Source organism: Stenotrophomonas sp. 63632_Sma (assembly GCF_056482875.1).
This window is the reverse complement of the sequence record NZ_CM151220.1, coordinates 3,318,233-3,341,514: the sequence shown is the minus strand read 5'-3', so window position 1 is coordinate 3,341,514 and position 23,282 is coordinate 3,318,233. Positions and strand designations below refer to the sequence as shown.

Genomic DNA, 23,282 nt, shown 5'->3' with positions numbered 1-23,282 from the left:
AGTCAGCTTTTTGCTGCTGGGGCTTCAGTCAGCCGCAGCGGCGGCGCGCAACGATGCGGCTCGCTCGGCACCCAGATAGCGGGTGATGGCACGCCGCATCAGGTACAGCAACGGAATCAGGGCGATCGCAAAGCCCATCTTGTAGATGTAGTTGACGCTGCTGACCGCCAGGAACAGCGAGGTCGGCCAGTGTTGCGGGCCCAGCACGAAGGCGATCCAGATCACCACGAAACTGTCCACCACCTGCGAGATCGCGGTGGACCCGGTCGCACGCAGCCACACGTGGCGTTCTCCGGTGGCCTGGCGGATGCGATGGAACACCGCCACGTCGATCAGCTGGCCGAGCAGGAAGGCCACCAGCGAACCGGCGATGGTCCACATGCCCTGGCCGAACACCGCTGCGAATGCCGCCTGGTAGTCCGGCACGCCGTGGCCATCCATCGACGTGACCCACCAACTGGCCGGCGCCAGCGAAATAGCCGCGAAGGCGAACAGGAAGCCGTAGCCGATCAGCACCACCGCCAGCCACGAGATGAAGCGCACGCCGCGCTTGCCGAAGAACTCGTTGATGGTGTCGGTCATGATGAACACCACCGGCCACAACAGGGTGCCGGCGGTGAAGCTGAGCGAGCCGGTCTGGCCGAACAGGTTCCAGTTCAGCGGAGCGATGCCCAGGGTGTCTTCCAGCGCGAAGATCTTCACCCCGATCAGCTCGGCCAGCACCGCATTGCCGCAGAAGAACGCGGCCAGCACGATGAACAGCAGGACCGCGCGGTCCTGCAGCGGGCGCTCGATCGGCGCCGGGGTCATTCGGTGCGTTCGCCGGTGCGTTCGCCGGCACGGGTGAACGGCACGCTGGACGGCGCCACGGCACCGCCGGAAATGATGAAGCTCATGGCCTGGTCGACGGTCCAGTCGGTCGGCGTCAGCAGTTCCACCGGCACGATTTCCAGATAGCCCGAGGTCGGGTTCGGCGTGGTTGGCACATACACCGCGGCCAGCTCACGGTCGGTGCCGTGTTCCTTGATCACGCGGGTGACCAGGCCGACCGATTTCATGTCGCGGTGCGGGAAGTCGATCAGCACCACGCGCTGGGTGCTGCCCGGCTCGGTCTGCAGCATGTCCAGCAGCTTCTTGGCGCTGTCGTAGATGATGCTGGCCAGCGGAATGCGCTTGATGACCGCGCCCACCCAGCGCAGCAGGCGCTGGCCGAGCACGCGGCGGCTGGCCACGCCCACCGCCAGGATCACCAGCAGGGTGGCCAGCAGGGCGATGGTGTCCTGGATCCATTCGGCGCGGACCCAGCCGAGGTAGTGCGGGAAGCTTGTCGCGATCTGCTCGGACAGCGGTACCACCAAGGGGCTGGAAATGCCCGACAGCAGCACGAACACGAACTTGACCACGACCCAGGTCAGCCAGATCGGCAGCAGGGTGAGCAGGCCGGTCAGGAACAGGCGCTGCAGGGAGGGGCGGGGGACCAGGGCGGGGGCTTCGAGCGACATGCGCGCATTGTAGCGGTCACTGCCGGTCGATTACGCTGGGGAATCGACTGTGGCAACGGCACATGGAAGGGAAGCTGTGTTGAAGATTCTGCGCGGACTGGGCTGGACCCTGGCAGGCCTGCTGGTGCTGGCCATCGTGGTGTGGTGCGCCTCGCGCATGTGGCCGGTGCCCGAATCGCGGCTGCAGGCGCAGCAGCGACTGGAAGCACGCCTGCCGGCGACTGGCCACAACGGTTATGCCCTGTTGTGGACGCTGCCGTTCGACGATCTGGATGCCCGCCAGCGCGAGCAGGCGTTGGCCGAGGACGTGCGCCGTTGGGAGGCCGACCTGCGGGGCAGCGGCGGCGGCCAGACACACTTGGTGGCCAACCATGCTGAGCTGCGCTCGCGGCCCGGTGCCAGTTGCGGGCCGGCCGCCAGCGGCTGCCTCGCCCAGGTCCGCGCGGACCCGCAACGCTTCGTGGAGGCCCATGCTGGGCACCAGCAGTTGCATGCGCGGCTGGATCAGCTGGCCGAAGCGGACTACTTCATGTCGCCGTTCCCGCCGAAGGGCGAGGGCGTTCTGGTTCCGTTGCCGACCTATGGCGTGGTGATGGACGCCACCAGTGCACGCGCGCTGGCGTACGTGCAGGGCGATATCGACGGTGCCCTGCGAGGTGCCTGCAGTGGCCTGCAACTGGGCCGGCGGCTGTTGCCCGGCAGCAGCTATCTGGTCGAGAGCATCATCGGTGCCAGCCTGGTGCAGGCCAATGCCCAGCTGCTGGCCGACATGCTGGTCGAACTGCCGGCCGACCACCCCTTGCCGGCGGAGTGCGAACAGGCCATGCAGCCGCTGCGGGCCGAGGAACAGAGCCTGTGCCGTGCCATGCAGGGTGAGTACGCGATGAGCCGGGCGGCGATCGAGACATCGGCGCGGGAGTTCGGCGGCGTGCTGGTGCTGGATCGCAGCAGCACCCTGGCCCGCGCGGCCGGCAATCTCGGCTGGGCCTGTGGCGCGGCAGCCACGTCGGCGCTGGAAGCGGATCGCCCGTTGCCAGTGCCGGCGCCACCGCAGCATGACTTCGGCTGCCTGTCGAACGTAATGGGCTGCGTGCTGACCGATATCGCCGCGCCGATCTATCCTGCCTATTCGTCACGGCCACAGGATGCCGCGGCGATGGTGCGGCTGCTGGGGGCGCAGCGTTGGCTGCGGCAGCAGACGGATGATCCGGTGGACGCACTGCAGCGGCTGCCGATGCAGTTCCGCTCGCCGGTGCGGGCGCCGCAGCTGTCGGCCGACGGCCGCCACCTGCAGGTGCCGCGTCGCTCTCCAGCGCGCAGCGCTGAAGAGAACCCGTGGCTGTCGGTGCCGTTGCAGAAGGAATCGGCTTCGACTGCGGCGGGACGCGACTGAAGCGCGCTCAGCGTGCGTGTGGCTTCAACCGTAGGTAGACCTGCTTGCGCACCTGGGCGACCACCTCGCCGCTTTCATCGACGACATCATTGCTGAACCATCTCAGCACTTTGTCACCAGCGGCCGCTTCGGCGCGCAGTTCGTCCAGCAGTGCGTCATCGATGCGGAACGACGTACGTACGGTGCCTCTGCCGGGCTTGAGGAAATCGATGGCACCGGCACGGTCCCACACGTAGTAGTCGCGGCCGAGGATGTGCAGCAGGCCAAGCATCCAGAACGGATCGGTCATCGCAAACAGGCTGCCGCCGAAATGCGTGCCGACGTAGTTGCGGTTCCAGGGCCGCATGCGCAGTTCGACGTCGATCTGCCGGTAGTCCGGCGAGACCCGGGTGACGTGGATGCCGGTGAACAGGAACGGCGGCCAGAGATTGATACCGAAGCGGAACAGGCGGGCGTTCATGCGGGTCCGGGGGCGCAGGGCGAGGCGCCCAGTCTAACCATTCGCATGCGTATGTTGCACCCCGGGCGGCGAGGGTCACGCCTCGCCGTCGATGACATACCCGTCGCGGCCGTTGGCCTTGGCCTGGTACAACGCGGTGTCGGCGCCTTCGACGAAATGGTGTGGTTGCAGCGTGCCGTCGGGTACGCGGGTGAACACGCCGATGGTGAGGGTGACGCCTGCTTCGCTGCCGTCACCGGGCGCCGGCAGTGCACGCACGCAGGCAATCAGGTCCTCGATGACCTGGCGCGCGCCTTCGGCCGGGGTATCAGGCAGCACCAGTGCGAACTCGTCGCCACCGTAGCGCGCGGCCATGTCGCGTGGGCGTCGCGCATGCGCACCGATCAGGCGTGCAACATCGCGCAGCACGCGGTCGCCGACCTGATGGCCGTGGCGGTCGTTGTGGCGCTTGAAATGGTCAACGTCGATCAGTGCGAGGCTCAAGGACTTGCCACTGCGTCGCGCGGCATCGCATTCCTGTTGCAGCGACTGCTCGAAACGCAGGCGATTGCCGAGACCGGTCAGCGCATCGCGGTTGGCCAGGCGGTGCCAGGCCGAGATGCGCCAGGTCGCCCAGGCCAGCAGCACCAGCAGGATGCCCAGCATGGCGCTGGCCGGTGCCCACCACAGGTCACCGGCGCGCAACAGCAACCAGCTCAGCAGCGGTGGAAGCGGCAGCGAGCACAGCGCCGCGAGCCATGGCAGGCGCAGGCCGAGCAGGATCACGCACAGTGCCACCAGGACGCCACTGATGGCGTGCTGCCAGAGACGGGGCAGCAGGTCGATCTGCTTGTGCTGCAGCAGCATCGAAGCGATGTTGGCCTGGTACTCGCTGCCGCTCATCCAGAACTCGCGGGTGGTCGGGGTCAGCAGCCGCGGTGCGATGCCGCTGGCGGTCATGCCCACCACGATGCGGCGGCCGTGCAGCATCGCCATGTCCACGTGACCATCCAGCACATCGGCATAGGACACCTGCGGCAGGCGTTCGGGCGGTCCGGCATAACGCACCCGCACGTAGTCGTTGCGCCGCCATTGATAGGGCGAACCGATCTCCGGGTCGGGGTCGGGCAGGCCGTGCACCGCGCCCGCGGGCAGGTCGGCCAGCGCCAGGCCCAGTGCTGGCCAGTGGGCCTGGCCGATGCCGGCACGCAGGTACACGCCGCGCGCGACACCATCGCCATCCACTTCCACATCGGTGTGGCCGATCGCTGCGGCACTGGCCGCGATCTGCGGAATCGGCAGCATTTCCTCGGCCATGCGGTCGCCGGCGGCCGGTGCCGCGAGTACCGGCAGCACCACCCGGCCGTTGCGGCGTATCGCGGCGGCCAGTTCATCGTCCTGGCGGCTGTCGCGACGATCAGGTTCGGACAGCATCAGGTCCAGTGCGACGCGCTCGGCACCGGCATCGGTCAGCCGGTCGAGCAGGCGGGCATGGATCGAGCGGGGCCAGGGCCATTGGCCGATGCGCTGCAGGCTGCCCTCGTCGATGGCCACGATCAGCACGCTGGGGTCGGGGCGGTAGTCCCAGTTGCCGACCATGGCGTCGTAGGCCGCTTCGTCCTGTCGCCACAGCCACTGGCCCTGGCTGGCGATCACCGTCAGCACCCCGGCCAGCAGTGCCAGCAGGATCCGCTTCGGCCACGGCAGCGGCGAGCGCCTCATAACAACAGCAACAGCAGCAGGGCGCCACCACCGGCGCCGTAGCACAGGCGGCAGGGCAGCTTGATCTGCTGGGCCGGTGAGTACTCACCCGCATGACCATCGTCGTCGATGTACTGCACACGCACATGCAGGGTGCCGCTCCACGGCCGCTTGAAGCTGACCTGCGGCTCGCTCACGGTCTGGTCGACCAGGGGCGCCCTGAAGTCGCCACGACGGTCCACCTGCACCCGGTACTGCTGGCCTTCGCTGCCGGCCTGCCAGCGCAGGGTCAGTTCGCCATGCGCGGCCTCAGGCGGCTGCAGGGCAGGGTCGACCGGTTCATTGCTCAGTTGCAGGGGCAGGGCTTGGCCGTAGCGGCCCTGATGGCCGTTGCCGTCGCGCGACGCCACCCGCCAGAAGTACTCTCCGGGCGGTAGCGGCTGCGCCAGGCGCAGGTCGGTACCAGGGGTGCTCTGTTCCTGCAGTGGCTGCACGAAGCTCGGCTCGGTGGCGATCTGCAGCACGCTGCTGCGCGCGCCCGGCGCCTGGCTCCAACGGAAGCGCGGGCGGTCGCTGTTGACGGTCTGCCCATGCAGGGGGGCCACGGTGAGCGGCGGCGGGGGCTGGTCGCTGAGTTCGAAATCGGCGCTGGCGTCGAGGCCTTCCACGCCCTGTGCATCCACCGCGCGCAACAGGATGCGCAGCTGGCCGGGGGGCAGGTCACCGATCGCCAGCCGGGTGTCGGCGGTGGTGGCGGCAAACAGCAGGATTTCCGGCGTCGCTGCCTGTACCACTTCCACGCGGTAGCGCGCGGCGCCGTCGACGGGGTCCCAGGCAAGCAGGGTCGGCAGGGGCGCCAGGCGCACCTCGTCGCTACGCAGCTGCGGCGCTGGAAGAAGGGCGGAGACAGCGTCCGGTGCGGCATCGGCGCTGCTGCTGCGGCTGGCCTGTCCAGGCTGGACCAGGCGCTTGCCGTGGGTGTTGCCGACCTGCACCTTGCCCTGTAGTACTTCGGTGGCAGCCACCTGGCCGGTGTCACCGGCGCTGACCCGGAAGACGGTGCCGCGCACGCTGCTGGTCGCCGTAGGTGCATCGATGATGTAGCGCGAGGCCGGGCCACGGGCAGGTGTCACCCGATTGCTGGCGCGGCCCTGCTGCAGGCGCAGGCGGGTATCGACCATACCGGTGTGGCCGTAGCGGCTGAGCTGGTCCAGGCGCAGCCGGGAGTACTCGCGCAGCTGCAGGCGCGAGGCGTCAGCGAATTCAAGCGTGACGCTGGAGTCGCCTTCGGTCTGCACGGTGTCACCGATGCGAAGTTGTTCCCCGGCGAGTATCGCGCGCGAGGCACTGCCATCGGCGCCTGACAGTTCGACCTTGCCGCGCACCGACAGCACGCGGGCAGGTGCCGGTTCGATGCGCAGCCAGCTGATCGGGAAGCGCAGCAGCTGCCCCGGTGGCAGCTGGTAGGGGTTGTCGATGCGGTTGTGCTGTTGCAGCTGCTGCCAGCGCACCGAAGGCTTGAGGTACAGGCCTCCCAGATCCCACAGGGTATCGCCGGGACGGACCCGGTAGTTCCAGTCCTGGGCGGCGGCCATGGCCGGCAGGAAGAGAAGAGCGCAGAGCAGCGCGCCCTGGAAGCGCATGGCGAACGACAGCGAGCGGACGAAGGTCACAGTTTGCAATCCCGGCAATGCGGGGGCGCAGCTGCAAGACCCCATGGCCCCGACCTCATCCCCCCGAACGGATCGTGGCGACCGTACGGCCGCCATCCCGCGCATTATTGCCCGCGTTCAGTGCAGGGATTCTGAACGAAGTGGGTTCCCGTTCAGAACAGCAGGGAGGCCATCCGGCGGCGGTACTGGCCGACCAGGTCCTCGTCGGAGATCACATTGAAGGCGTCGATCAGGGCCTTGCGCGGCAGTCCGTCCTCGAACGTGCGGTCGATCCGCAGCATTTCCAGGAACTGGGCCAGCGCGGCTTCGTCGTGGCCACCGAGCAGCAGCTGTACGCCACGCAGGTGGCGTGCCTTGAGGTCCTTGCCATCGGCGGCGATGCGCGCGTCCAGCACTTCGGCGGCCGGGGCGTCCTTCAGGGCCGAGGCGAAGGACAGCCGGGCGCGTGCACGCACGGCACGGTCGTCGGTGGCCAGGTTGGCGGGCAGGCCATCGATCAGCAGACCGGCTTCATCCACGCCACCGATCTGCAGCAGGGCCAGCGCCAGGTCGAGCTTCAGCTCGTCCTTGTCCGGCTCGGCGGCGATCTGCGCGCGCAGCACGTCCACCTGCGCCTGCGGGTCCAGCGGCGCTTCGTCTTCGGCGACGGCGTCGCCGATGTCGGCCGGCACGATGCCGTGCTGGGCCAGGAATTCACGCAGCTGGCCTTCCGGGATGGCCCCCGGGAAGCCGTCCACCAACTGGCCGCCCTTCACCAGGAACACGGTCGGCACCGAGCGGATCTGGAAGGCGGCGGCGATCTGCTGTTCCTTGTCGACGTCGACCTTGGCCAGTTCGAAGGCGCCGTTGTACTCGGCAGCCAGCTTTTCCAGCATCGGCCCGAGGGTCTTGCACGGCCCGCACCAGGTGGCCCAGAAGTCGACCAGCACCGGCGTCTGCAGCGACTTCTGCAGGACTTCGGCCTCGAAGGTCGCAGTGGTGGCGTCGAATACGTAGGTCGTCTCGGTCATGGGGGAAAGCATCGTTTGGCGTCTGGAGACTGATTCTATGGTGACGATCGATGCCGGTCTCAACCCGGGTTGTAGTAAATGCCTGACAATGCCGCCTTCCTGTCGCCGTCCTTTCCGGAGCCTGCATGTCGTCCCTGTCCCCGTTGCTGCGCCTGTCCGGTCTGGTCGCCGCACTGCTGTTCGTGCTGGCGGTGCTCGGTTTCGGCGCCGGCCTGGATGGCTACGCACAGGCTCGCCACCCGGTGGCGCTGCTGGGTGCACAGGGGGTGCCGCATGCGCTGGCCTTCAATCTGCTGGGCTTGGTGCTGCCGGGCCTGCTGGCGGTGGTTGTGGCCGAGTGCCTGCGCCGTGGGCTGCCGGCAACCGCCGGCTGGGCGCCCCGGGTGGGCAGCCAGATGCTGCTGCTGGCCGGGTTGGCGTTCGCCGCGATGGGACTGCTGCCGCTGGATGTGGATGACCTGCACGGGCCGGCCAGCCAGCTGCATGCCAGCGCCTGGATGATCTGGGTGCTGGGTTTCGTTGCCGGGACCCTGTTGCTGGGCACGTCGCAGTTGCGCCAGGCGCATGGCCGCGCGCTGGGCGCAGTGGCGCTCGCCTGTGGCGTACTGGCCGCGCTGGCGGCGTTTGCCCTGCAGGGCGTGTTGGCGGCGCCGCTGGCACAACGGCTTGCGTTCGCCTGCTGGACGGCCTGGCTGGCCCTGGCCCTGCCGTTGTCGCGGCCGCGCTGAGACCGGCCTCGGGCGCTCGCGGAGCCGGCCTTCAGCGGGCGGGATTGGAGACGTTTGCCGCACTGCGGTACGCTGTACCGCTTTGCCGCCGCATCCGCGTGTTCCATGACCAGCGCTGAAACCAACGCCTACGACCCGCAGCAGGTTGAATCCGCCGCCCAGCAGTACTGGGACGCCACCCGTGCCTTCGAAGTCGACGAGACTTCGGACAAGCCGAAGTACTACTGCCTGTCGATGCTTCCGTACCCGTCCGGTGCGCTGCACATGGGCCACGTGCGCAATTACACGATCGGCGACGTGATCAGCCGCTACAAGCGCATGACCGGCCACAACGTGCTGCAGCCGATGGGCTGGGACGCGTTCGGCCTGCCGGCGGAAAACGCCGCGATCAAGAACAAGACCGCACCGGCGGCCTGGACCTACAAGAACATCGAGCACATGCGTGGCCAGTTCAAGGCCATGGGCTATGCCGTTGACTGGTCGCGCGAGTTCGCCACCTGCCGCCCGGACTACTACGTCCACGAGCAGCGCATGTTCACCCGCCTGATGCGCAAGGGCCTGGCCTACCGCCGCAATGCGGTGGTGAACTGGGACCCGGTCGACCAGACCGTGCTGGCCAACGAGCAGGTGATTGACGGCCGCGGCTGGCGCTCCGGCGCTCTGGTCGAGAAGCGAGAGATCCCGCAGTGGTTCCTGCGCATCACCGATTACGCCCAGGAACTGCTGGACGGCCTGGACGAGCTGGACGGCTGGCCGGATTCGGTCAAGACCATGCAGCGCAACTGGATCGGCCGCTCCGAGGGCCTGGAAATCCAGTTCGATGTACGTGACGTTGACGGCGGCGTGCTGGATCCGCTGCGCGTGTTCACCACCCGTCCGGATACCGTGATGGGCGTGACCTTCGTGTCGATCGCCGCCGAACATCCGCTGGCGCTGCATGCGGCGAAGAACAACCCGGAACTGGCCGCGATGCTGGCCGACCTGAAGCAGGGTGGCGTGTCCGAGGCGGAACTGGAAACCCAGGAAAAGCGCGGCATGGACACCGGCCTGCGTGCGCTGCATCCGGTCACCGGCGAGCCGGTGCCGGTGTGGGTCGCCAACTTCGTGCTGATGGGCTACGGCACCGGCGCGGTGATGGCTGTGCCGGGTCATGACCAGCGCGACAACGAAGTGGCCAACAAGTACGGCCTGCCGATCAAGCAGGTGATCGCGCTGAAGGATGCGCGCACCGAAGAAGAGCGCACCTGGGATGGCAGCCGCTGGCAGGACTGGTACAGCGACAAGAGCCGTGCCTTCGAGCTGGTCAACTCGGCCGAGTTCGATGGCCTGGATTTCCAGGGTGCCTTCGAAGCCCTGGCCGAACGATTCGAGCGCAAGGCCCAGGGCCAGCGCCGCGTCAACTACCGCCTGCGCGACTGGGGCGTGAGCCGCCAGCGCTACTGGGGCTGCCCGATTCCGGTGATCTACTGCGCCAAGTGCGGTGCGGTGCCGGTGCCGGAAGAACAGCTGCCGGTGGTGCTGCCGGAGGACGTGGCATTCTCGGGTACCGGTTCGCCGATCAAGACCGATCCGGAATGGCGCAAGACCACCTGCCCGGAATGTGGCGGTGCGGCCGAGCGCGAGACCGACACCTTCGACACTTTCATGGAGTCGAGCTGGTACTACGCCCGCTACACCTCGCCGGGTGCCCGTGATGCTGTCGACAAGCGCGGCAACTACTGGCTGCCGGTCGACCAGTACATCGGTGGCATCGAGCACGCGATCCTGCACCTGATGTATTTCCGCTTCTACCACAAGCTGCTGCGCGACGCGCGGATGGTGGACAGCAACGAACCGGCGCGCAATCTGCTGTGCCAGGGCATGGTGATTGCCGAGACCTACTACCGCCCGAACCCGGATGGCTCGAAGGACTGGATCAACCCGGCCGATGTGGAAGTGCAGCGCGACGAGCGCGGCCGCATCACCGGCGCGACCCTGATCGCCGACGGTCAGCCGGTGGTGGTCGGTGGCACCGAGAAGATGTCCAAGTCGAAGAACAACGGCGTGGACCCGCAGGCGATGGTCGACAAGTACGGCGCCGACACCGTGCGCCTGTTCTCGATGTTCGCCGCGCCGCCGGAACAGTCGCTGGAGTGGAACGAAGCCGGTGTGGATGGCATGGCCCGCTTCCTGCGCCGCCTGTGGGCCCAGGTGCAGAAGCATGCTGCCGATGGCGCCGCTCCGGCGCTGGATGTTGCAGCACTGGATGCCAACCAGAAGGCACTGCGCCGCAAGACCCACGAGACCATCGGCAAGGTCGGTGACGACTATGGCCGCCGCCACAGCTTCAACACCGCCATTGCCGCGGTGATGGAACTGATGAACGCGCTGGCCAAGTTCGAGGACGGCAGTGCGCAGGGGCGCGCGGTACGCCAGGAAGCGCTGCAGGCCATCGTGCTGCTGCTCAACCCGATCACCCCGCACGCCAGCCATGCCCTGTGGCAGGTGCTGGGCCATGGCGAGACCCTGCTGGAAGACCAGCCGTTCCCGCAGGCCGATGCCGGTGCGCTGGTGCGCGACGCGCTGACCCTGGCCGTGCAGGTCAACGGCAAGCTGCGTGGCACCATCGACGTGGCGGCCGACGCCGCGCGCGAGCAGGTCGAGGCACTGGCCCTGGCCGAGCCCAACGCGGCCAAGTTCATGGAAGGCCTGACGGTGCGCAAGATCATCATCGTGCCGGGCAAGATCGTGAACATCGTCGCCGCCTGATGTACCCCGTACCGGCCACCCGCGTGGTGGCCGGTACCATTCCGGTGCAGGGCCCGGCGTTTGATGGCCCTGCATTCACGAGGCTTCGGGCACGCTGTCTGTTGCCGTGATCGCCCGGCTCCGCCAGACTGTCTCCATGACCCGAATCCTGCTTGCCCTCGTTCTTGTCCTCGGCCTTGCCGGCTGCGGTTTCCATCTGCGCAACAAGCTGATGCTGCCGACCGACACAGCACCGGTGAAGGTGGTTTCCACTGCGCCGTACAGCGAACTGGTCAAGCTGCTCAACCGCAGCCTGCTGGCCTCCGGCGCCAGGCTGGCCGATGAGGACAGCAAGGAGCCCAGCGCCCAGCTGCAGGTACTGTCCGAGCGCTGGGGCGACCTGCCGATCGCCATCGACTCGCAGGGCCGTGCGCAGGAATACAGCCTGCGCTACGCGGTGATCTTCATCTTCCGTCGCGAAGACGGCAGCGAACTGGTGCCGCAGCAGGTGATCGAGCTGTCGCGCGACTACGTGTCGCCACCGACCGACGCCACCGGTACCACCACCGAACGTGAAATCCTGGCCAATGAACTGCGCCGGGAAATGTCCGCCTCGATCATCCGCCGCATCGACAGCGTGGTGCGTGCCGAGATCGAGAAGGGCGGCAGCCTGTCGGCGCCGAAGGACAAGCCGATCGAAGGCGCGGTACCGGCCGAGCCGGTCCCCGCAGCCAAGCACTGAGCCGCGCGCATGGAACTGCGTCCGGAGCAGCTGGCCAGCCAGGGCGCTGATACCGCGCTGGCGCCGGTCTACCTGATTGCCGGCCCGGAAACCCTGCGCGTGCTGGAGGCGGCCGACGCCATCCGCGCACGTGCGCGCGCCTCGGGCATTGGCGAACGTGAAGTGTTCGACGCCGATGGGCGTGATTTCGACTGGAACCAGCTCGACGCCAGTTTCAATGCCCCCAGCCTGTTCAGCGCCCGTCGCCTGGTCGAGGTGCGCCTGCCCAGCGGCAAGCCGGGCAAGGACGGTGCCGAGGTGATCAGCCAGTTCTGCGCCAATCCGGCGCCGGACGTGGTGTTGATGATCACCGCCAACGAATGGAGCAAGGCGCACCAGGGCAAGTGGGCCGAAGCGGTCAACCGCATCGGCGTGCTGTCGGTGGCGTGGGCGATCAAGCCGCACGAACTGCCGGACTGGATCGAGCGCCGCCTGCGTGGCAAGGGCCTGCGCGCGGACCCGGCCGCCGTGCAGCGCCTGGCCGAGCGGGTGGAAGGCAACCTGCTGGCTGCCGCCCAGGAAATCGACAAGCTGGCGCTGTTGGCTGATGGCCAGCCGCTGGATGTGGAGCGCATGGAGTCGCTGGTGGCCGACGCCGCCCGCTATGACGTGTTCCGGCTGGTGGAGGCGACATTCTCCGGGCAACCGCCGGCGGTGCTGCGCATGCTGGCCGGCCTGCGAGGCGAGGGTGAGGCGGTGGCTGCGTTGATGCCGATGGTGATCCGCGAGCTGCTGGCCGGTGCTGGCCTGGCCCGGGTGCAGGCCCGGGGTGGCAACCTGGCCGCCGAAATGAAATCGCGCGGCATCTGGGAATCGCGGCAGGCGCCGTACAAGCGCGCGCTGCAGCGGCATCCGGAAAGCAAGCGCTGGGAGCGCTTCGTGGCTGAAGCGGGACTGGTCGACCGTATCGCCAAGGGGCGCGCCGACGGCGATGCCTGGCTGGCGCTGGAGCGCCTGCTGGTGGCTGTGGCCGAACCGCGTGCCGTGCGCCTGCTGGCGCGGGCCTGAGCAATGAGCCTGCGGATCTACTACGGGGGCACCTTCGATCCGGTGCACCTCGGGCACCTGGCGATCGCGCGGGCTGCCCGTGATGAACTGCAGGTTGCCGTGCGCATGCTGCCGGCGGCCGATCCGCCGCACCGTGCCGTGCCCGGCGCCACGGCCGAGCAGCGCTGCACCATGCTGTCGCTGGCCATCGGCGACGAACCAGGCCTGCTGCTGGACCGCCGCGAGCTGGAACGCGCGGCGCGTTTCCCCGGTCGGCCGTCCTACACCGTGGACACCCTGCGCGAGCTGCGCGGCGAGCTGGGGCCGAGCCGGCCGCTGGCCTGGCTGGTCGGCGCCGACAGCCTGCTTGGCTTGTCCCGCTGGCACGAATGGGAGGCGCTGTTCGGGCTGGCTCATTTCGTGGTGGCGGAGCGCCCGGGTAGTCCGTTGCAGGCCGCGGTGGATGGCGAGCTGGGCCGGGCGCTGGAAGGGCGTTGGGCCGACACCGAGCAGGCCCTGTTCGCCAGCCCGGCCGGGCGCATCCTGCGCCTGCACCACCCGCTGCGCGAGGAATCGGCCAGCGCCGTGCGCTCGCAGATCGCCGCCGGCGGCCCCTGGCGCGCCCTGCTGCCACCCGGCGTGGCGGACTATGTGGCTGCACACGGGCTGTACCGCCCGGCCAGGCCGTGAATGGCGCAGCGGCGCCATCCCCGTATAATCGCCCCCACGTTTATCGAGTCGATCCACTTTGAGCAACCAGACCCAGCCCCAGACCATCAAGGTCGATCTGCCCAGCCCGCCGCCGTCCGTGCCGGAACTGCTGGCCAGCGTCCGCCAAGCCACCGAAGACCTGAAGGCCAAGGACCTGGTCGAGATCGACGTGCGCGGCCGGTCCAGCGTTGCCGACTACATGATCGTCGTTTCGGGCACCTCGACCCGCCACGTCAAGTCGATTGCCGACGAAGTCGTGCGCTTCGCCAAGAACATCGACGTGATGCCGCTGGGCGTGGAAGGCGAGCGCGAAGCCGAGTGGGTGCTGGTCGACCTGGGCGACGTGATCGTCCATGTGATGCTGCCGCGCGTGCGTGAGTTCTACGCTCTCGAGCGCCTGTGGACCGTCGGCGACCAGCCGCCGTCCAGCGACGACGAAGTGGCCTGAGCCACGCGTTGATGCATCCCTTCGACGGCGCCGATGGCGCCGTCGACGTTTTGGAGGACCGTTGATGAAAGCCCGCCTGATCGCCACCGGAGAACGCGCCCCCAGCTGGGTGGCGCAGGGCTTCGCCGAGTACCAGAAGCGGCTGTCGCACTGGCTGCCGTTCGAGCTGGTGGAAATCGAACCCGGCCTGCGCGGCAAGGGGCGTGATCCGCGCCGCGCCACTGAAGACGAAGGCAAGCGGGTGATCGCTGCGCTGCCGAAGAATGCCTATGTGGTGGCGCTGGACGTGCCGGGCCGCCAGCTCAGTTCCGAACAGCTGGCGCAGCGCCTGGAACACTGGCGCGGGCAGGGAAGGGACCTGGCGTTCCTGATCGGTGGCCCGGAAGGGCATTCGCCGGAGGTGTCCGCGCTGGCCGATGAGAAGTGGTCGATCGGTCCGCTGACGCTGCCGCATATGCTGGTGCGCCTGGTGGTGGCCGAGCAGCTGTATCGGGCTGCCGCAATGATTGCCAATCACCCCTACCATCGCGCGTGAAGAGTGGTTATACTAGTCGTCTGCCCGAATAGCTCAGCCGGTTAGAGCACTTGACTGTTAATCAGGGGGTCGTTGGTTCGAGTCCAACTTCGGGCGCCACCTTGTTGAAAAACCTGCATCGCGAGATGCAGGTTTTTTTTTGCGTCTTTGTAGCGTCGAGGTTGCGCGACTGCTGTTGTGGAGCCGGGCCATGCTCGGCTGCTGCGGATGAACCAGCCGAGCCTGGGCTCGGGTCTACAGCGTGAGATTGCCTCGCCAGAACGCCACCAGCGTAGCAACCGCCACAACCAGGATCGCAGCGAACAGTACCCCTTCCCAACGCGTAAATACCTGTTCGCCGCGTTGGTGCCGGGTCAATGCGAACAACGCCACGCCGGGCACGTACAGCAGTACCGACAGCAGCAGGTTGTCCAGCCCGCCGGCATACACCAGCCACAGCGCATAGGCGCTGGCCAGCAGTGCGACCACGAAATCGCGCCAGCGCACGCCTGGTTCACCGGCATAGGCCTGCCCACGCCAGGCCAGCTGTACGCCGAATGCCGTGGACAGGAAGTAGGGCACCAGGCTCATCGACGCGGCCAGCAGCACCAGCCCGGTATAGCTGCCGGAATTGACCAGCACCAGCAGCAGGAACAACTGGATCAGCCCGTTGCTCAACCACAGTGCATTGGCCGGCACGCCGCGCGCGTTCTCACGCCCCAGGAAGGCCGGCATGGTGCCGTCACCTGCGGCGGCATAGAGCACTTCGGCGCACAGCAGCACCCAGGCCAGCAATGCACCGAGAACGGAGATGATCGAACCGATGATGATCACCGTCGCGCCCCATTCGCCGACAATGGCGCGCAGCACATAGGCCATCGACGGATTGGGCAGTCCGGCCAGTTCCGCCTGCGACAGCACGCCCATCGACAACAGGCTGACCAGCACCAGCAGCAGCCACACGCCGAGGAAGCCGATCACCGTGGCGCGACCCACGTCGGCACGGCGTGCGGCGCGCCGCGAGTAGATGCTGGCGCCCTCGATGCCAATGAACACCCACACGGTCACCAGCATCATGCCGCGCAGCTGCTGGCCGAGGTCGCCGAGTGCAGGCGCGCCGAGGAAATCGGCGCGGAACACGTCCATGCGGAACGCGCCGGCGGCCAGGACCAGGAACAGGGCGATCGGCAGCAACTTGGCCACGGTCACCAGGCCGTTGACGATGGCGGCAGTGCGCAGGCCACGCAGCACCAACAGGTGCACGGTCCACAACAGCAATGAGGATGCGGCCACGGCGGCCGGGGTATTGCCTTCGCCGAACACGGGCATGAAGTGGCCGAGGCCACTGAATATCAGCACGAAGAAGCTGGCGTTGCCGAGCACCGAGGCGACCCAGTAGCCCCACGCAGCGGAGAAGCCGATGTAGTTGCCGAAGCCTTCGCGTGCGTACGCGTAGATGCCGGTATCGAGATCAGGCCGGCGGTTGGCCAGGGCCTGGAACACGAAGGCCAGCATCAGCATGCCCGCGCCGCTCAGGGCCCAGCCGATCAGCGCGGCGGCAGGCCCGGCGCTGCGCGCCACGTTCTGCGGCAATGAAAAGATGCCGGCGCCGACCATCGAGCCGACCACCAGTGCAGTCAACGCGGGCAGGCCCAGGCGTTGCGAAGTTGCGGCCATGCAGATCCCCTGCGGCGGTGATGCCGCGTGCACACGGTAGCCATGTGCCCGTGAACATGCCTGCAAGGGGCGGAACGACGAAGGCCCGGGCAGCTGCCCGGGCCTTCGAAGTTGCTGCGTTGAAAGGTGTTGCCTGTATTACTTGAAGGTGTACTTGGCACCGACGGTGAAGTAGCGACCGATGGCACCACTGAAGTGCAGCGGGTTGTAGTTGACACCGCCGTAGGTGGACGGATCCAGCGGCGCAATGCGATCGAACACGTTCTGCACCGAGGCGTTCAACTCGAAGGCTTCAGTGATGTTCCAGCGGCCCGACAGGTCGAAGGTGGTGAACGAGGAGATCTTCTTGACGTCCGTTCCGTCTGCATACGCGAACAGATAGGAGCCGTTCGGACCACGGAAGTCCTTGTTGTCCATCTTCGAGATGTAGTTGGCAACGCCGCTGACGCTCCACGGACCCTGCCTCCAGGTGGTGCCGAAGTTGATGCGGTCCTTCGGGGTGCCGATGCAGTTGGTCACGTCGCAGTTGCCGTGAGTACCCGCGTAGTCAACCGTCACGTCGGCATCGGTGCGCTCGAACTTGAGCACATGGCTCCACTGCAGGTCCATCTCCAGCTGGCCCGGGCCGATGTCGAAGGTCTGGCGGATATCGGTATCGATACCCCGGACCCGGGTCGATGCGGCATTGATGTACTGCGTGTTGACTGCCAGGATGCTGCCGGTGCCGGGCACGCCGTTGAGCAGGTTGCTGTCACGCAACACGTTGCCGGCGGCAATGGCTTCGGAGGTGCTGCCCTGGGCAATTTCGTTGGTGCGCTTGATCTGCCAGGCATCGATGGTCAGCGAGGTCGTGGACGTCGGCTGCAGGACGATACCCACCGAGTAGCTCTTGGACTCTTCCGGCTTCAGATCCTTGTTCGGGCGGGTGATGATGGCCACCGGCAGGGCACCGCAGTCATCCCCGGTGGCACCCGGTGCCGGGTTGCCGTTCGGGCAACGTACCGGATCGGACGCGTTGGAGAACGCTGCCAGGCCACCATCGCCGTTCTCGGCCGGGTTGGGTGCCCGGAAGCCTTCGGCGTAGCTGCCACGCAGTGCGATCCAGTCGGCCGGGGTCCACTTGATGCCGATCTTCGGCGTGGCCTTGCCTTCACCGCTCTCGTACTTGTCGTAGCGAACCGCACCGGACAGTTCCAGGGTTTCCAGCACGGGCGCAGACAGCTCAACGTAGCCTGCGTACACGTTCTGGGTGCCGTCGTAGGCCGAGTAGCCCAGACCGATGATCTGGCCCTTGTCGGTGTAGGTCTGCGGGGTCAGGCTGTTGCTGGTCTTGCGCCATTCGGTACCCAATGCCAGGCCCAGCGGGCCACCCTTCAGGTCCATCAGGCTGCGCGACACGGTGAAGTCGAACATGTCCAGGCTGGACTTGGCGCGGGCGCTGATATCCGGCGAGATGAAGTCGTACAACGCCTGCGAGTTCATGCCCGCGTTGTCACCGATGCGCCAAACACCACCGGCGCAGTTCGGGTTGGCCAATGCGCAACGTACGTTGTCGTAGTTGAGGAAGCCGGTGCGCTTGTTGACCAGATCAGTGCCCGAGTGCAGATAGGCGGTGTCGTAGCTCCAGTCGCCCCAGTTGCCCTTGACGCCGACCAGGAAGCGGGTGAACTCATTGGTGTTGTTGGTCACGCGGGGCCCGACATCCCACGCCGAATAACGCAGGCGCGAGGCCTGGCCGGGAATGGGATTGTCAGGATGATTCGGGCCCAGCACCACTGCGCCCGGGCCACTGTTGCCGTTGACCGGGCCTTCGGGGAAGCCCCAGCTGCCGGATACGCCGGACGGGGTGTTGCTGAAGGTGGTCTCTTTCTTCGAGTAGCCGATTTCGGTGTAGATCTCGCCACCTTCACCAAACGCGAAGCTGGCACGGCCAAACACGTTGACGTACTTCTCTTCCGGGGTCAGATCGCGATACAGCTGGTTCGGATCCCACAGGCAGCCCTGCGCCTGTGCAGTAGCCTCGGTCTGGCCGGGAATGGTGGTCAGGCCAGCACAGCCCGGCAATGCGACCAGGAAGGCAGGATTGTCCTTGGTCACATTGCGATCGTCATACACCGAACCGTTCGGACCAACACCGCCGCGGGTCTTGCCGCTGAGGAAGGCGCCGCCGAGGAACTGGGCGTTGTTGCCATAGCCCCACGGGCGGGTATCGCCGGTACCGATCCACTTGCGGTTCTTGCGATCACTGATCTTGATCGCGTCGGTCTTTGCCACATCCAGGCTGAAGAAGGCATTCCAGCCGTCGGTGGCCAGATCGCCGGTACCGGCGGTCAGGGTCGCCTTCTTCGCGTCGCCATCGCTGTCGCCAGACAGGCCGTAGGAGCCCCGGAGGATCGCGCCCTGGAAATCGCTGCGCAGGATGATGTTGACCACGCCGGCGATGGCGTCGGAACCATAGATCGCCGAGGCGCCGTCCTTCAGCACTTCCACGCGTTCGACGGCGTCGAGCGGGATGGTGCTCAGGTCGGTGAAAACCTTCTGGCCGTCATCGGCCAGGCCGTAGGTGGCCATGCGGCGACCATTCAACAGGACAAGGGTCGAACCCGCGCCCAAGCCGCGCAGCGAGATGCCGGCACCACCGCCGGCAAAGCCGTTGCCGAAGGTCTTGGGAATGGAGCCGGAACCGTCGGCGGTCAGTGTCTGCAGGTACTCGGCAACCGTGGTCTTGCCCGTACGGTCGATTTCCTGGCGGGTCACCACCTGCACCGGGGACGGTGTTTCAGTGTTGGTGCGCGGGATGTTCGAACCGGTGACCGTGATGCGGTCCAGGTTGGTGGCCTTTTCCTGCGCGAAAGCGGAGGTGGAAGCCACGGCGCCAACCAGCAGCAGCGTGCCGCCGGTAAGGATATGGGTGATGGACGATGCCAGGGTGGTGCGGCGGCGGCTGGCGGGCCGTTGGATCAGGTGTTTCACAGCTTCTCTCCTAACTGGAAAACCGTAGCGTTGAGGGCTGTCTCCGGAAGATTCCGGGACGGACCAATCTAGGTTTCCGACAGGTGACGAAGTCGTGAATTTTTGCTTAATCAATAACAGTTGATCCTGTTCCGTCCGTACCCGCCCGGATGGAAGCGCCGGCCCGGCAAGCAGCCGGGCCGGCGATCACCTCAGTCCGGCAGCGAGAACTGCACCGGCACCATGCCGATGGCCGGCACGGCCACGCCATCACGCTGGGCCGGCTCGAAGCGCCAGTGCCTGAGCACCTGCTGGCGTGCGGCCTGGTCCAGGCTGCGCGAGCCACTGCTGCGCTCGATGCTGACCACCGCCGGCTGCCCGTGGGAGTCCACCTCTACCCGCAACAGCACCGTACCCTGCTCGCGGTTGCGCAGTGCCGCCAGCGGGTAGGCCGGCGGCGGGGCGCTGCGGTACTGCAGCTGGGCGCCGGCCAGAGGCGTGGAGGTATCGATGCTCGGTGCCAGCTGGGGCGGGGCCGGTTCGGCGGCCGGCAGTGCGATGCCCTGGGTCTCCTCCACGGTCGCGGTGGGTGCAGGCAGTGGCGGTGCTACCGGCTGCGTCCGGGGTTTCGGCACCACCTGGACGATCTCTTTCGGCGGGATCGGAACCGGTGGCGTGGGCGGTGGCGGGATCTTCTCGATCAGCCTGACCGCAGTCTTGTCACGTGGGACCTGCACGGCCTGGTAGGTCGCCGGGATCAGCAGCAACAGGAAGGCCAGCAGATGCAGGGCGATGGCCGCGCTCCAGGCGGCAACGCGGGCGGGGTCGAAATGCGGGGATGCAACGGGATACGTACGAACCATGGTCCACCTCCATGCCAGTGACGAAGTCCTCAACGCACCAGGGCCCGTGGCGGGGTTGCCGCACGCGGCTGGCAGTCCATCAGTAGCGCGACAGGGCAGCCACTGCCTAGAGGCAGGGGGGCGATCGTTGGGCTGGCCTTCAGCCAACGCCGGCTACGGGCATGAAAAAGGCGGATCTCCTGCGGGATCCGCCTTTGTCGGCAATGGCGAACGGAATCAGCGACCCAGTTCGAACACCACGTCCAGGTTGACCGAGACGGTCGATTCACCCGGTGCGACCGGGGTGGCCTTGTCCATCGCCGCGCCGGCCGACATGGCCCGCATCATCGGCATCGGGCGGTAGCCGCCGCCGGCGTTCTCGGAAATGCTGACGATGCGGCGCACCTGCAGGCCCAGCGACTTCGCATAGGTCTGGGCGCGGGCCTGGGCCTTCTTCAGTGCAGCCAGGCGGGCTTCGTCGTAGACCGGTTCCGGCTGGTCGATCTCGAAGCTGGGGCCGTTGATCTGGTTGGCGCCCTGCGCAGCCAGTGCATCCAGCACCTTGCCCAGCTTGGCGATGTCACGCACCTTCAGGCTGACCGTGTTGCTGGCCTGGTAGCCGGTGATCTTCGGTGCTTCGTTGTCGGCATAGCGGTACTGCGGGTTGAGGCTGACGCCACTGGTCTGCACGTCGCGCTCGGCGATGCCGGCGGCCTTGATCGCGGCCAGTACCTTGTCCATCTGCTGGGCGTTCTGGCGCATGGCGCTGTTGCCATCGGCAGCCTGGGTGACCACGCCGGCCGACAGGGTGGCCACGTCCGGCACGCGGGTCGCCTCGGCATTGGCCGAGATGTTCAGCAGGGTGCCTTCGGCCGGGGCGGCGATCGACGGCGACGACGGGGCAGCATGGGCGGTCATCGAGGTTCCAAGGGCGAGGGACAGGGCGAGCAGCAGCGGGGTGGCGGTCAGGCGCATGGAGAACTCCTTGTTGTGCCGTTGAGGGTGGTGTCGTAGCGATGAACGCGCTGTGAGCCCGTTCGGGGTTGCGCACGTTCCGGGACGGGTTGCCGACGATTCAGGTGGCGGCCTCAGGTTATGCTGTGCCGATGCTCTATCTTGCTTCCCGCTCCCCCCGACGCAACCAGCTGCTGGCCCGACTCGGACGCCCCTTCCAGGCCCTGGACCTGGAGGTCGTCGAGCAGCGCGCGCCCGCTGAAAGCGCCGAACAGTATGTCTGCCGGGTCGCCGCCGACAAGGCGCGCGCCGGGCTGGCCCGGGTGCTGGCCGATGACCCGCAGGCGCGCGTGCTCGGCTCGGACACCGAGGTGGTGCTGGATGGTGACGTGTTCGGAAAGCCCACTGACGCCGCCGATGCGCGGGCGATGCTGGCGCGCCTTGCCGGGCGCACCCATCAGGTGATGACCGCCGTGGTGGTGGTCGGCGCGGACGGGCTGGACAGCGAACTGGTCATTTCCGAAGTGACCTTCGCCCCGATCGACGCTGCCGACATCGCCGCCTACGTGGCCACCGGCGAGCCGTTGGACAAGGCCGGGGCCTACGCCATCCAGGGCGGGGCCGAGCGCTGGATCGAACATCTTTCCGGCAGCTACTCCGGCGTCATGGGGCTGCCATTGCTGCATACCGATCGTCTGCTGGCGCGCTGCGGCGTGCCGGCCACAACTGCCGATGCCGCCAGGGAGGCTGCCGATGTCTGAGGAAATCCTGGTCAATGTGACCCCGCGCGAAACCCGGGTCGCGGTGATCGAGAACGGCATGCTGCAGGAACTGCACATCGAGCGCGGTTGGCGCCGGGGTGTGGTCGGCAACATCTACAAGGGCAAGGTGCAGCGGGTGATGCCCGGCATGCAGGCCGCCTTCGTCGAAGTCGGGCTGGAGCGTGCCGCGTTCCTGCATGCCAACGACGTGGTGCGGCCGGCGCCGGTGGCCAGTGCCGATACCGAGAACACCACGCTGCCGCCGCCATCCAGCGTGCCGATCGTCGAGCTGCTGCGCGACGGCCAGGACATCGTGGTGCAGGTGGTGAAGGACCCGATCGGGACCAAGGGCGCACGCCTGACCACCCAGATCAGCATTCCCTCGCGCTACATGGTGCTGCTGCCGCAATCCAAGGTCGTGGGCGTTTCCGCACGCATCGAGGATGAAACCGAGCGCGCCCGCCTGAAGGCGCTGGTGACCGAACTGTCGGCGCAGCACGGGGGCTACGGCTACATCGTGCGTACCAATGCCGAGGGCCAGCCGGCAGAGGCCATCGCCGAGGACATCGCCTACCTGTCGCGCGTTTGGAACGTGGTCGAGCGTCGTGGCCGCGAAGCGGCCTCGTGCAGCAACATCTATGAAGACCTGAGCCTGCCGCTGCGATCGGTACGCGACCTGATCCGCAAGGACGTTGACAAGGTGAAGGTGGACTCCAAGGAGACCTTCGCGCAGTTGCAGGCCTTTGTTGCCAAGTACATGCCGGTGCTGGCCGAGAAGATCGAGCTGTACAGCGGTGATCGCCCGATCTTCGACATGTTCGGGGTGGAGGACGAGATCGGCCGCGCGCTGGACAAGCAGGTGCCGCTGAAATCCGGTGGCTACCTGGTGATCGACCAGACCGAGGCGATGACCACCATCGACGTCAACACCGGTTCGTTCCTCGGCCAGCGCAACCTGGAAGAGACGGTGTTCCGCACCAACCTGGAAGCGGCACAGGCGGTGGCACGGCAGCTGCGGCTGCGCAACCTGGGCGGCATCATCATCATCGATTTCATCGACATGGACGATGCCGAGCATCGCCGCCAGGTGCTGCGCACCCTGGAAAAGGCGCTGGCCCGCGACCATGCCAAGACCACGGTGTACGACTTCTCGCCGCTGGGCCTGGTGGAGATGACCCGCAAGCGCACGGTGGAAAGCCTGGAGCGCCAGCTGTCGGAGACCTGCCCGCAGTGCAGCGGCCGCGGCAGCATCAAGACCACCGAGACGGTGACCTACGAGATCTTCCGCGAGATCACCCGTGCCGTGCGCCAGTTCGATGCCGCGCGCCTGCTGGTGATCGCGTCGACCAAGGTGGTCGCGCGCATCACCGACGAGGAATCCGCGGCGGTGGCCGAGCTGGAGGAATTCCTCGGCAAGAGCATCCGCTTCCAGGCGGACGAGCAGTACCTGCAGGAGCAATTCGATGTCGTTCTGCTCTGATC

At 67.1% G+C, this 23,282-nt stretch carries 20 protein-coding genes and 1 tRNA gene; 11 read left to right on the top strand and 10 right to left on the bottom strand.

Annotation, left to right across the window (positions count from 1 at the left end; all coding sequences use genetic code 11):
• Positions 1–24 precede the first annotated feature (24 nt).
• Together ACZK45_RS15570 and ACZK45_RS15565 are read right to left on the bottom strand one after the other, a co-directional pair.
• Entirely contained in the window at positions 25–810 is a 786-nt protein-coding gene (locus ACZK45_RS15570; protein WP_049437362.1) for a queuosine precursor transporter, read from the bottom strand.
• The gene (locus ACZK45_RS15565) at positions 807–1,502 is read right to left on the bottom strand and encodes a DUF502 domain-containing protein (protein WP_005414135.1); all 696 of its coding nucleotides are present in this window, start codon (positions 1,500–1,502) and stop codon (positions 807–809) included. The genes ACZK45_RS15570 and ACZK45_RS15565 overlap by 4 nt, the downstream gene beginning before the upstream one ends.
• 76 nt (positions 1,503–1,578) lie before the next feature.
• Between ACZK45_RS15565 and ACZK45_RS15560 the strand changes: the two genes are divergently transcribed.
• Entirely contained in the window at positions 1,579–2,895 is a 1,317-nt protein-coding gene (locus ACZK45_RS15560) for a hypothetical protein (RefSeq protein ID WP_346485092.1), read from the top strand.
• A 7-nt stretch (positions 2,896–2,902) separates the two neighbouring features.
• Here ACZK45_RS15560 and ACZK45_RS15555 read toward each other — a convergent pair whose 3' ends face one another.
• The 4 genes from ACZK45_RS15555 to trxA form a co-directional block, all read right to left on the bottom strand.
• The gene (locus tag ACZK45_RS15555; protein ID WP_032128978.1) at positions 2,903–3,355 is read right to left on the bottom strand and encodes a DUF4442 domain-containing protein; all 453 of its coding nucleotides are present in this window, start codon (positions 3,353–3,355) and stop codon (positions 2,903–2,905) included.
• Between the two features lie 75 nt (positions 3,356–3,430).
• Entirely contained in the window at positions 3,431–5,056 is a 1,626-nt protein-coding gene (locus tag ACZK45_RS15550; protein WP_346485094.1) for a CHASE2 domain-containing protein, read from the bottom strand.
• Positions 5,053–6,753, bottom strand: a complete 1,701-nt coding sequence (locus ACZK45_RS15545) for a FecR family protein (protein WP_032128980.1) — start codon at positions 6,751–6,753, stop codon at positions 5,053–5,055. The genes ACZK45_RS15550 and ACZK45_RS15545 overlap by 4 nt, the downstream gene beginning before the upstream one ends.
• A gap of 107 nt (positions 6,754–6,860) precedes the next feature.
• Positions 6,861–7,718, bottom strand: coding sequence for a thioredoxin (gene trxA / locus ACZK45_RS15540; RefSeq protein ID WP_164080895.1), 858 nt, complete (start codon positions 7,716–7,718; stop codon positions 6,861–6,863).
• Between the two features lie 125 nt (positions 7,719–7,843).
• On the opposite strand from trxA, the gene ACZK45_RS15535 reads away from it, so the two are divergent.
• From ACZK45_RS15535 to ACZK45_RS15500, 8 genes are all read left to right on the top strand, one after another.
• Complete coding sequence (locus ACZK45_RS15535; RefSeq protein ID WP_164080896.1) at positions 7,844–8,446, top strand: DUF998 domain-containing protein; 603 nt, start codon at positions 7,844–7,846, stop codon at positions 8,444–8,446.
• A gap of 105 nt (positions 8,447–8,551) precedes the next feature.
• Positions 8,552–11,194, top strand: a complete 2,643-nt coding sequence (gene leuS, locus ACZK45_RS15530) for a leucine--tRNA ligase (RefSeq protein ID WP_121504589.1) — start codon at positions 8,552–8,554, stop codon at positions 11,192–11,194.
• A gap of 136 nt (positions 11,195–11,330) precedes the next feature.
• Entirely contained in the window at positions 11,331–11,915 is a 585-nt protein-coding gene (locus tag ACZK45_RS15525; RefSeq protein WP_032128984.1) for an LPS-assembly lipoprotein LptE, read from the top strand.
• A gap of 9 nt (positions 11,916–11,924) precedes the next feature.
• Entirely contained in the window at positions 11,925–12,962 is a 1,038-nt protein-coding gene (holA, locus tag ACZK45_RS15520) for a DNA polymerase III subunit delta (RefSeq protein WP_032128985.1), read from the top strand.
• Between the two features lie 3 nt (positions 12,963–12,965).
• On the top strand, positions 12,966–13,631 hold the full coding sequence (gene nadD / locus ACZK45_RS15515) for a nicotinate-nucleotide adenylyltransferase (protein ID WP_197616009.1): 666 nt from the start codon (positions 12,966–12,968) through the stop codon (positions 13,629–13,631).
• Positions 13,632–13,689: 58 nt separating this feature from the next.
• Positions 13,690–14,100 carry a ribosome silencing factor gene (rsfS, locus tag ACZK45_RS15510; RefSeq protein ID WP_005418109.1) on the top strand — a complete coding sequence of 137 codons (411 nt, stop codon included), beginning with the start codon at positions 13,690–13,692 and terminating at the stop codon, positions 14,098–14,100.
• A 64-nt stretch (positions 14,101–14,164) separates the two neighbouring features.
• The gene (gene rlmH, locus ACZK45_RS15505) at positions 14,165–14,635 is read left to right on the top strand and encodes a 23S rRNA (pseudouridine(1915)-N(3))-methyltransferase RlmH (RefSeq protein ID WP_005418108.1); all 471 of its coding nucleotides are present in this window, start codon (positions 14,165–14,167) and stop codon (positions 14,633–14,635) included.
• A gap of 22 nt (positions 14,636–14,657) precedes the next feature.
• A tRNA-Asn gene (locus ACZK45_RS15500) sits at positions 14,658–14,734 on the top strand.
• Positions 14,735–14,869: 135 nt separating this feature from the next.
• On the opposite strand, the gene ACZK45_RS15495 is transcribed toward ACZK45_RS15500, so the two are convergent.
• From ACZK45_RS15495 to ACZK45_RS15480, 4 genes are all read right to left on the bottom strand, one after another.
• Positions 14,870–16,291: a basic amino acid/polyamine antiporter gene (locus tag ACZK45_RS15495; protein WP_478444893.1), complete on the bottom strand. Its 1,422-nt coding sequence runs from the start codon at positions 16,289–16,291 to the stop codon at positions 14,870–14,872.
• Between the two features lie 138 nt (positions 16,292–16,429).
• A complete protein-coding gene (locus ACZK45_RS15490; RefSeq protein WP_032128988.1) occupies positions 16,430–19,264 on the bottom strand; it encodes a TonB-dependent receptor in 2,835 nt (944 codons plus the stop codon).
• Positions 19,265–19,455: 191 nt separating this feature from the next.
• The gene (locus ACZK45_RS15485) at positions 19,456–20,106 is read right to left on the bottom strand and encodes an energy transducer TonB (RefSeq protein WP_071228714.1); all 651 of its coding nucleotides are present in this window, start codon (positions 20,104–20,106) and stop codon (positions 19,456–19,458) included.
• A 216-nt stretch (positions 20,107–20,322) separates the two neighbouring features.
• Positions 20,323–21,060, bottom strand: coding sequence for an SIMPL domain-containing protein (locus tag ACZK45_RS15480; protein ID WP_006382138.1), 738 nt, complete (start codon positions 21,058–21,060; stop codon positions 20,323–20,325).
• Between the two features lie 131 nt (positions 21,061–21,191).
• Here ACZK45_RS15480 and ACZK45_RS15475 point away from each other — a divergent pair, with 131 nt between their 5' ends.
• Both ACZK45_RS15475 and rng read left to right on the top strand, forming a co-directional pair.
• Positions 21,192–21,800, top strand: coding sequence for a Maf family nucleotide pyrophosphatase (locus tag ACZK45_RS15475; protein WP_032128990.1), 609 nt, complete (start codon positions 21,192–21,194; stop codon positions 21,798–21,800).
• The gene (gene rng, locus ACZK45_RS15470; RefSeq protein ID WP_010482960.1) at positions 21,793–23,280 is read left to right on the top strand and encodes a ribonuclease G; all 1,488 of its coding nucleotides are present in this window, start codon (positions 21,793–21,795) and stop codon (positions 23,278–23,280) included. The genes ACZK45_RS15475 and rng overlap by 8 nt, the downstream gene beginning before the upstream one ends.
• The last annotated feature ends 2 nt before the right edge of the window (positions 23,281–23,282 follow it).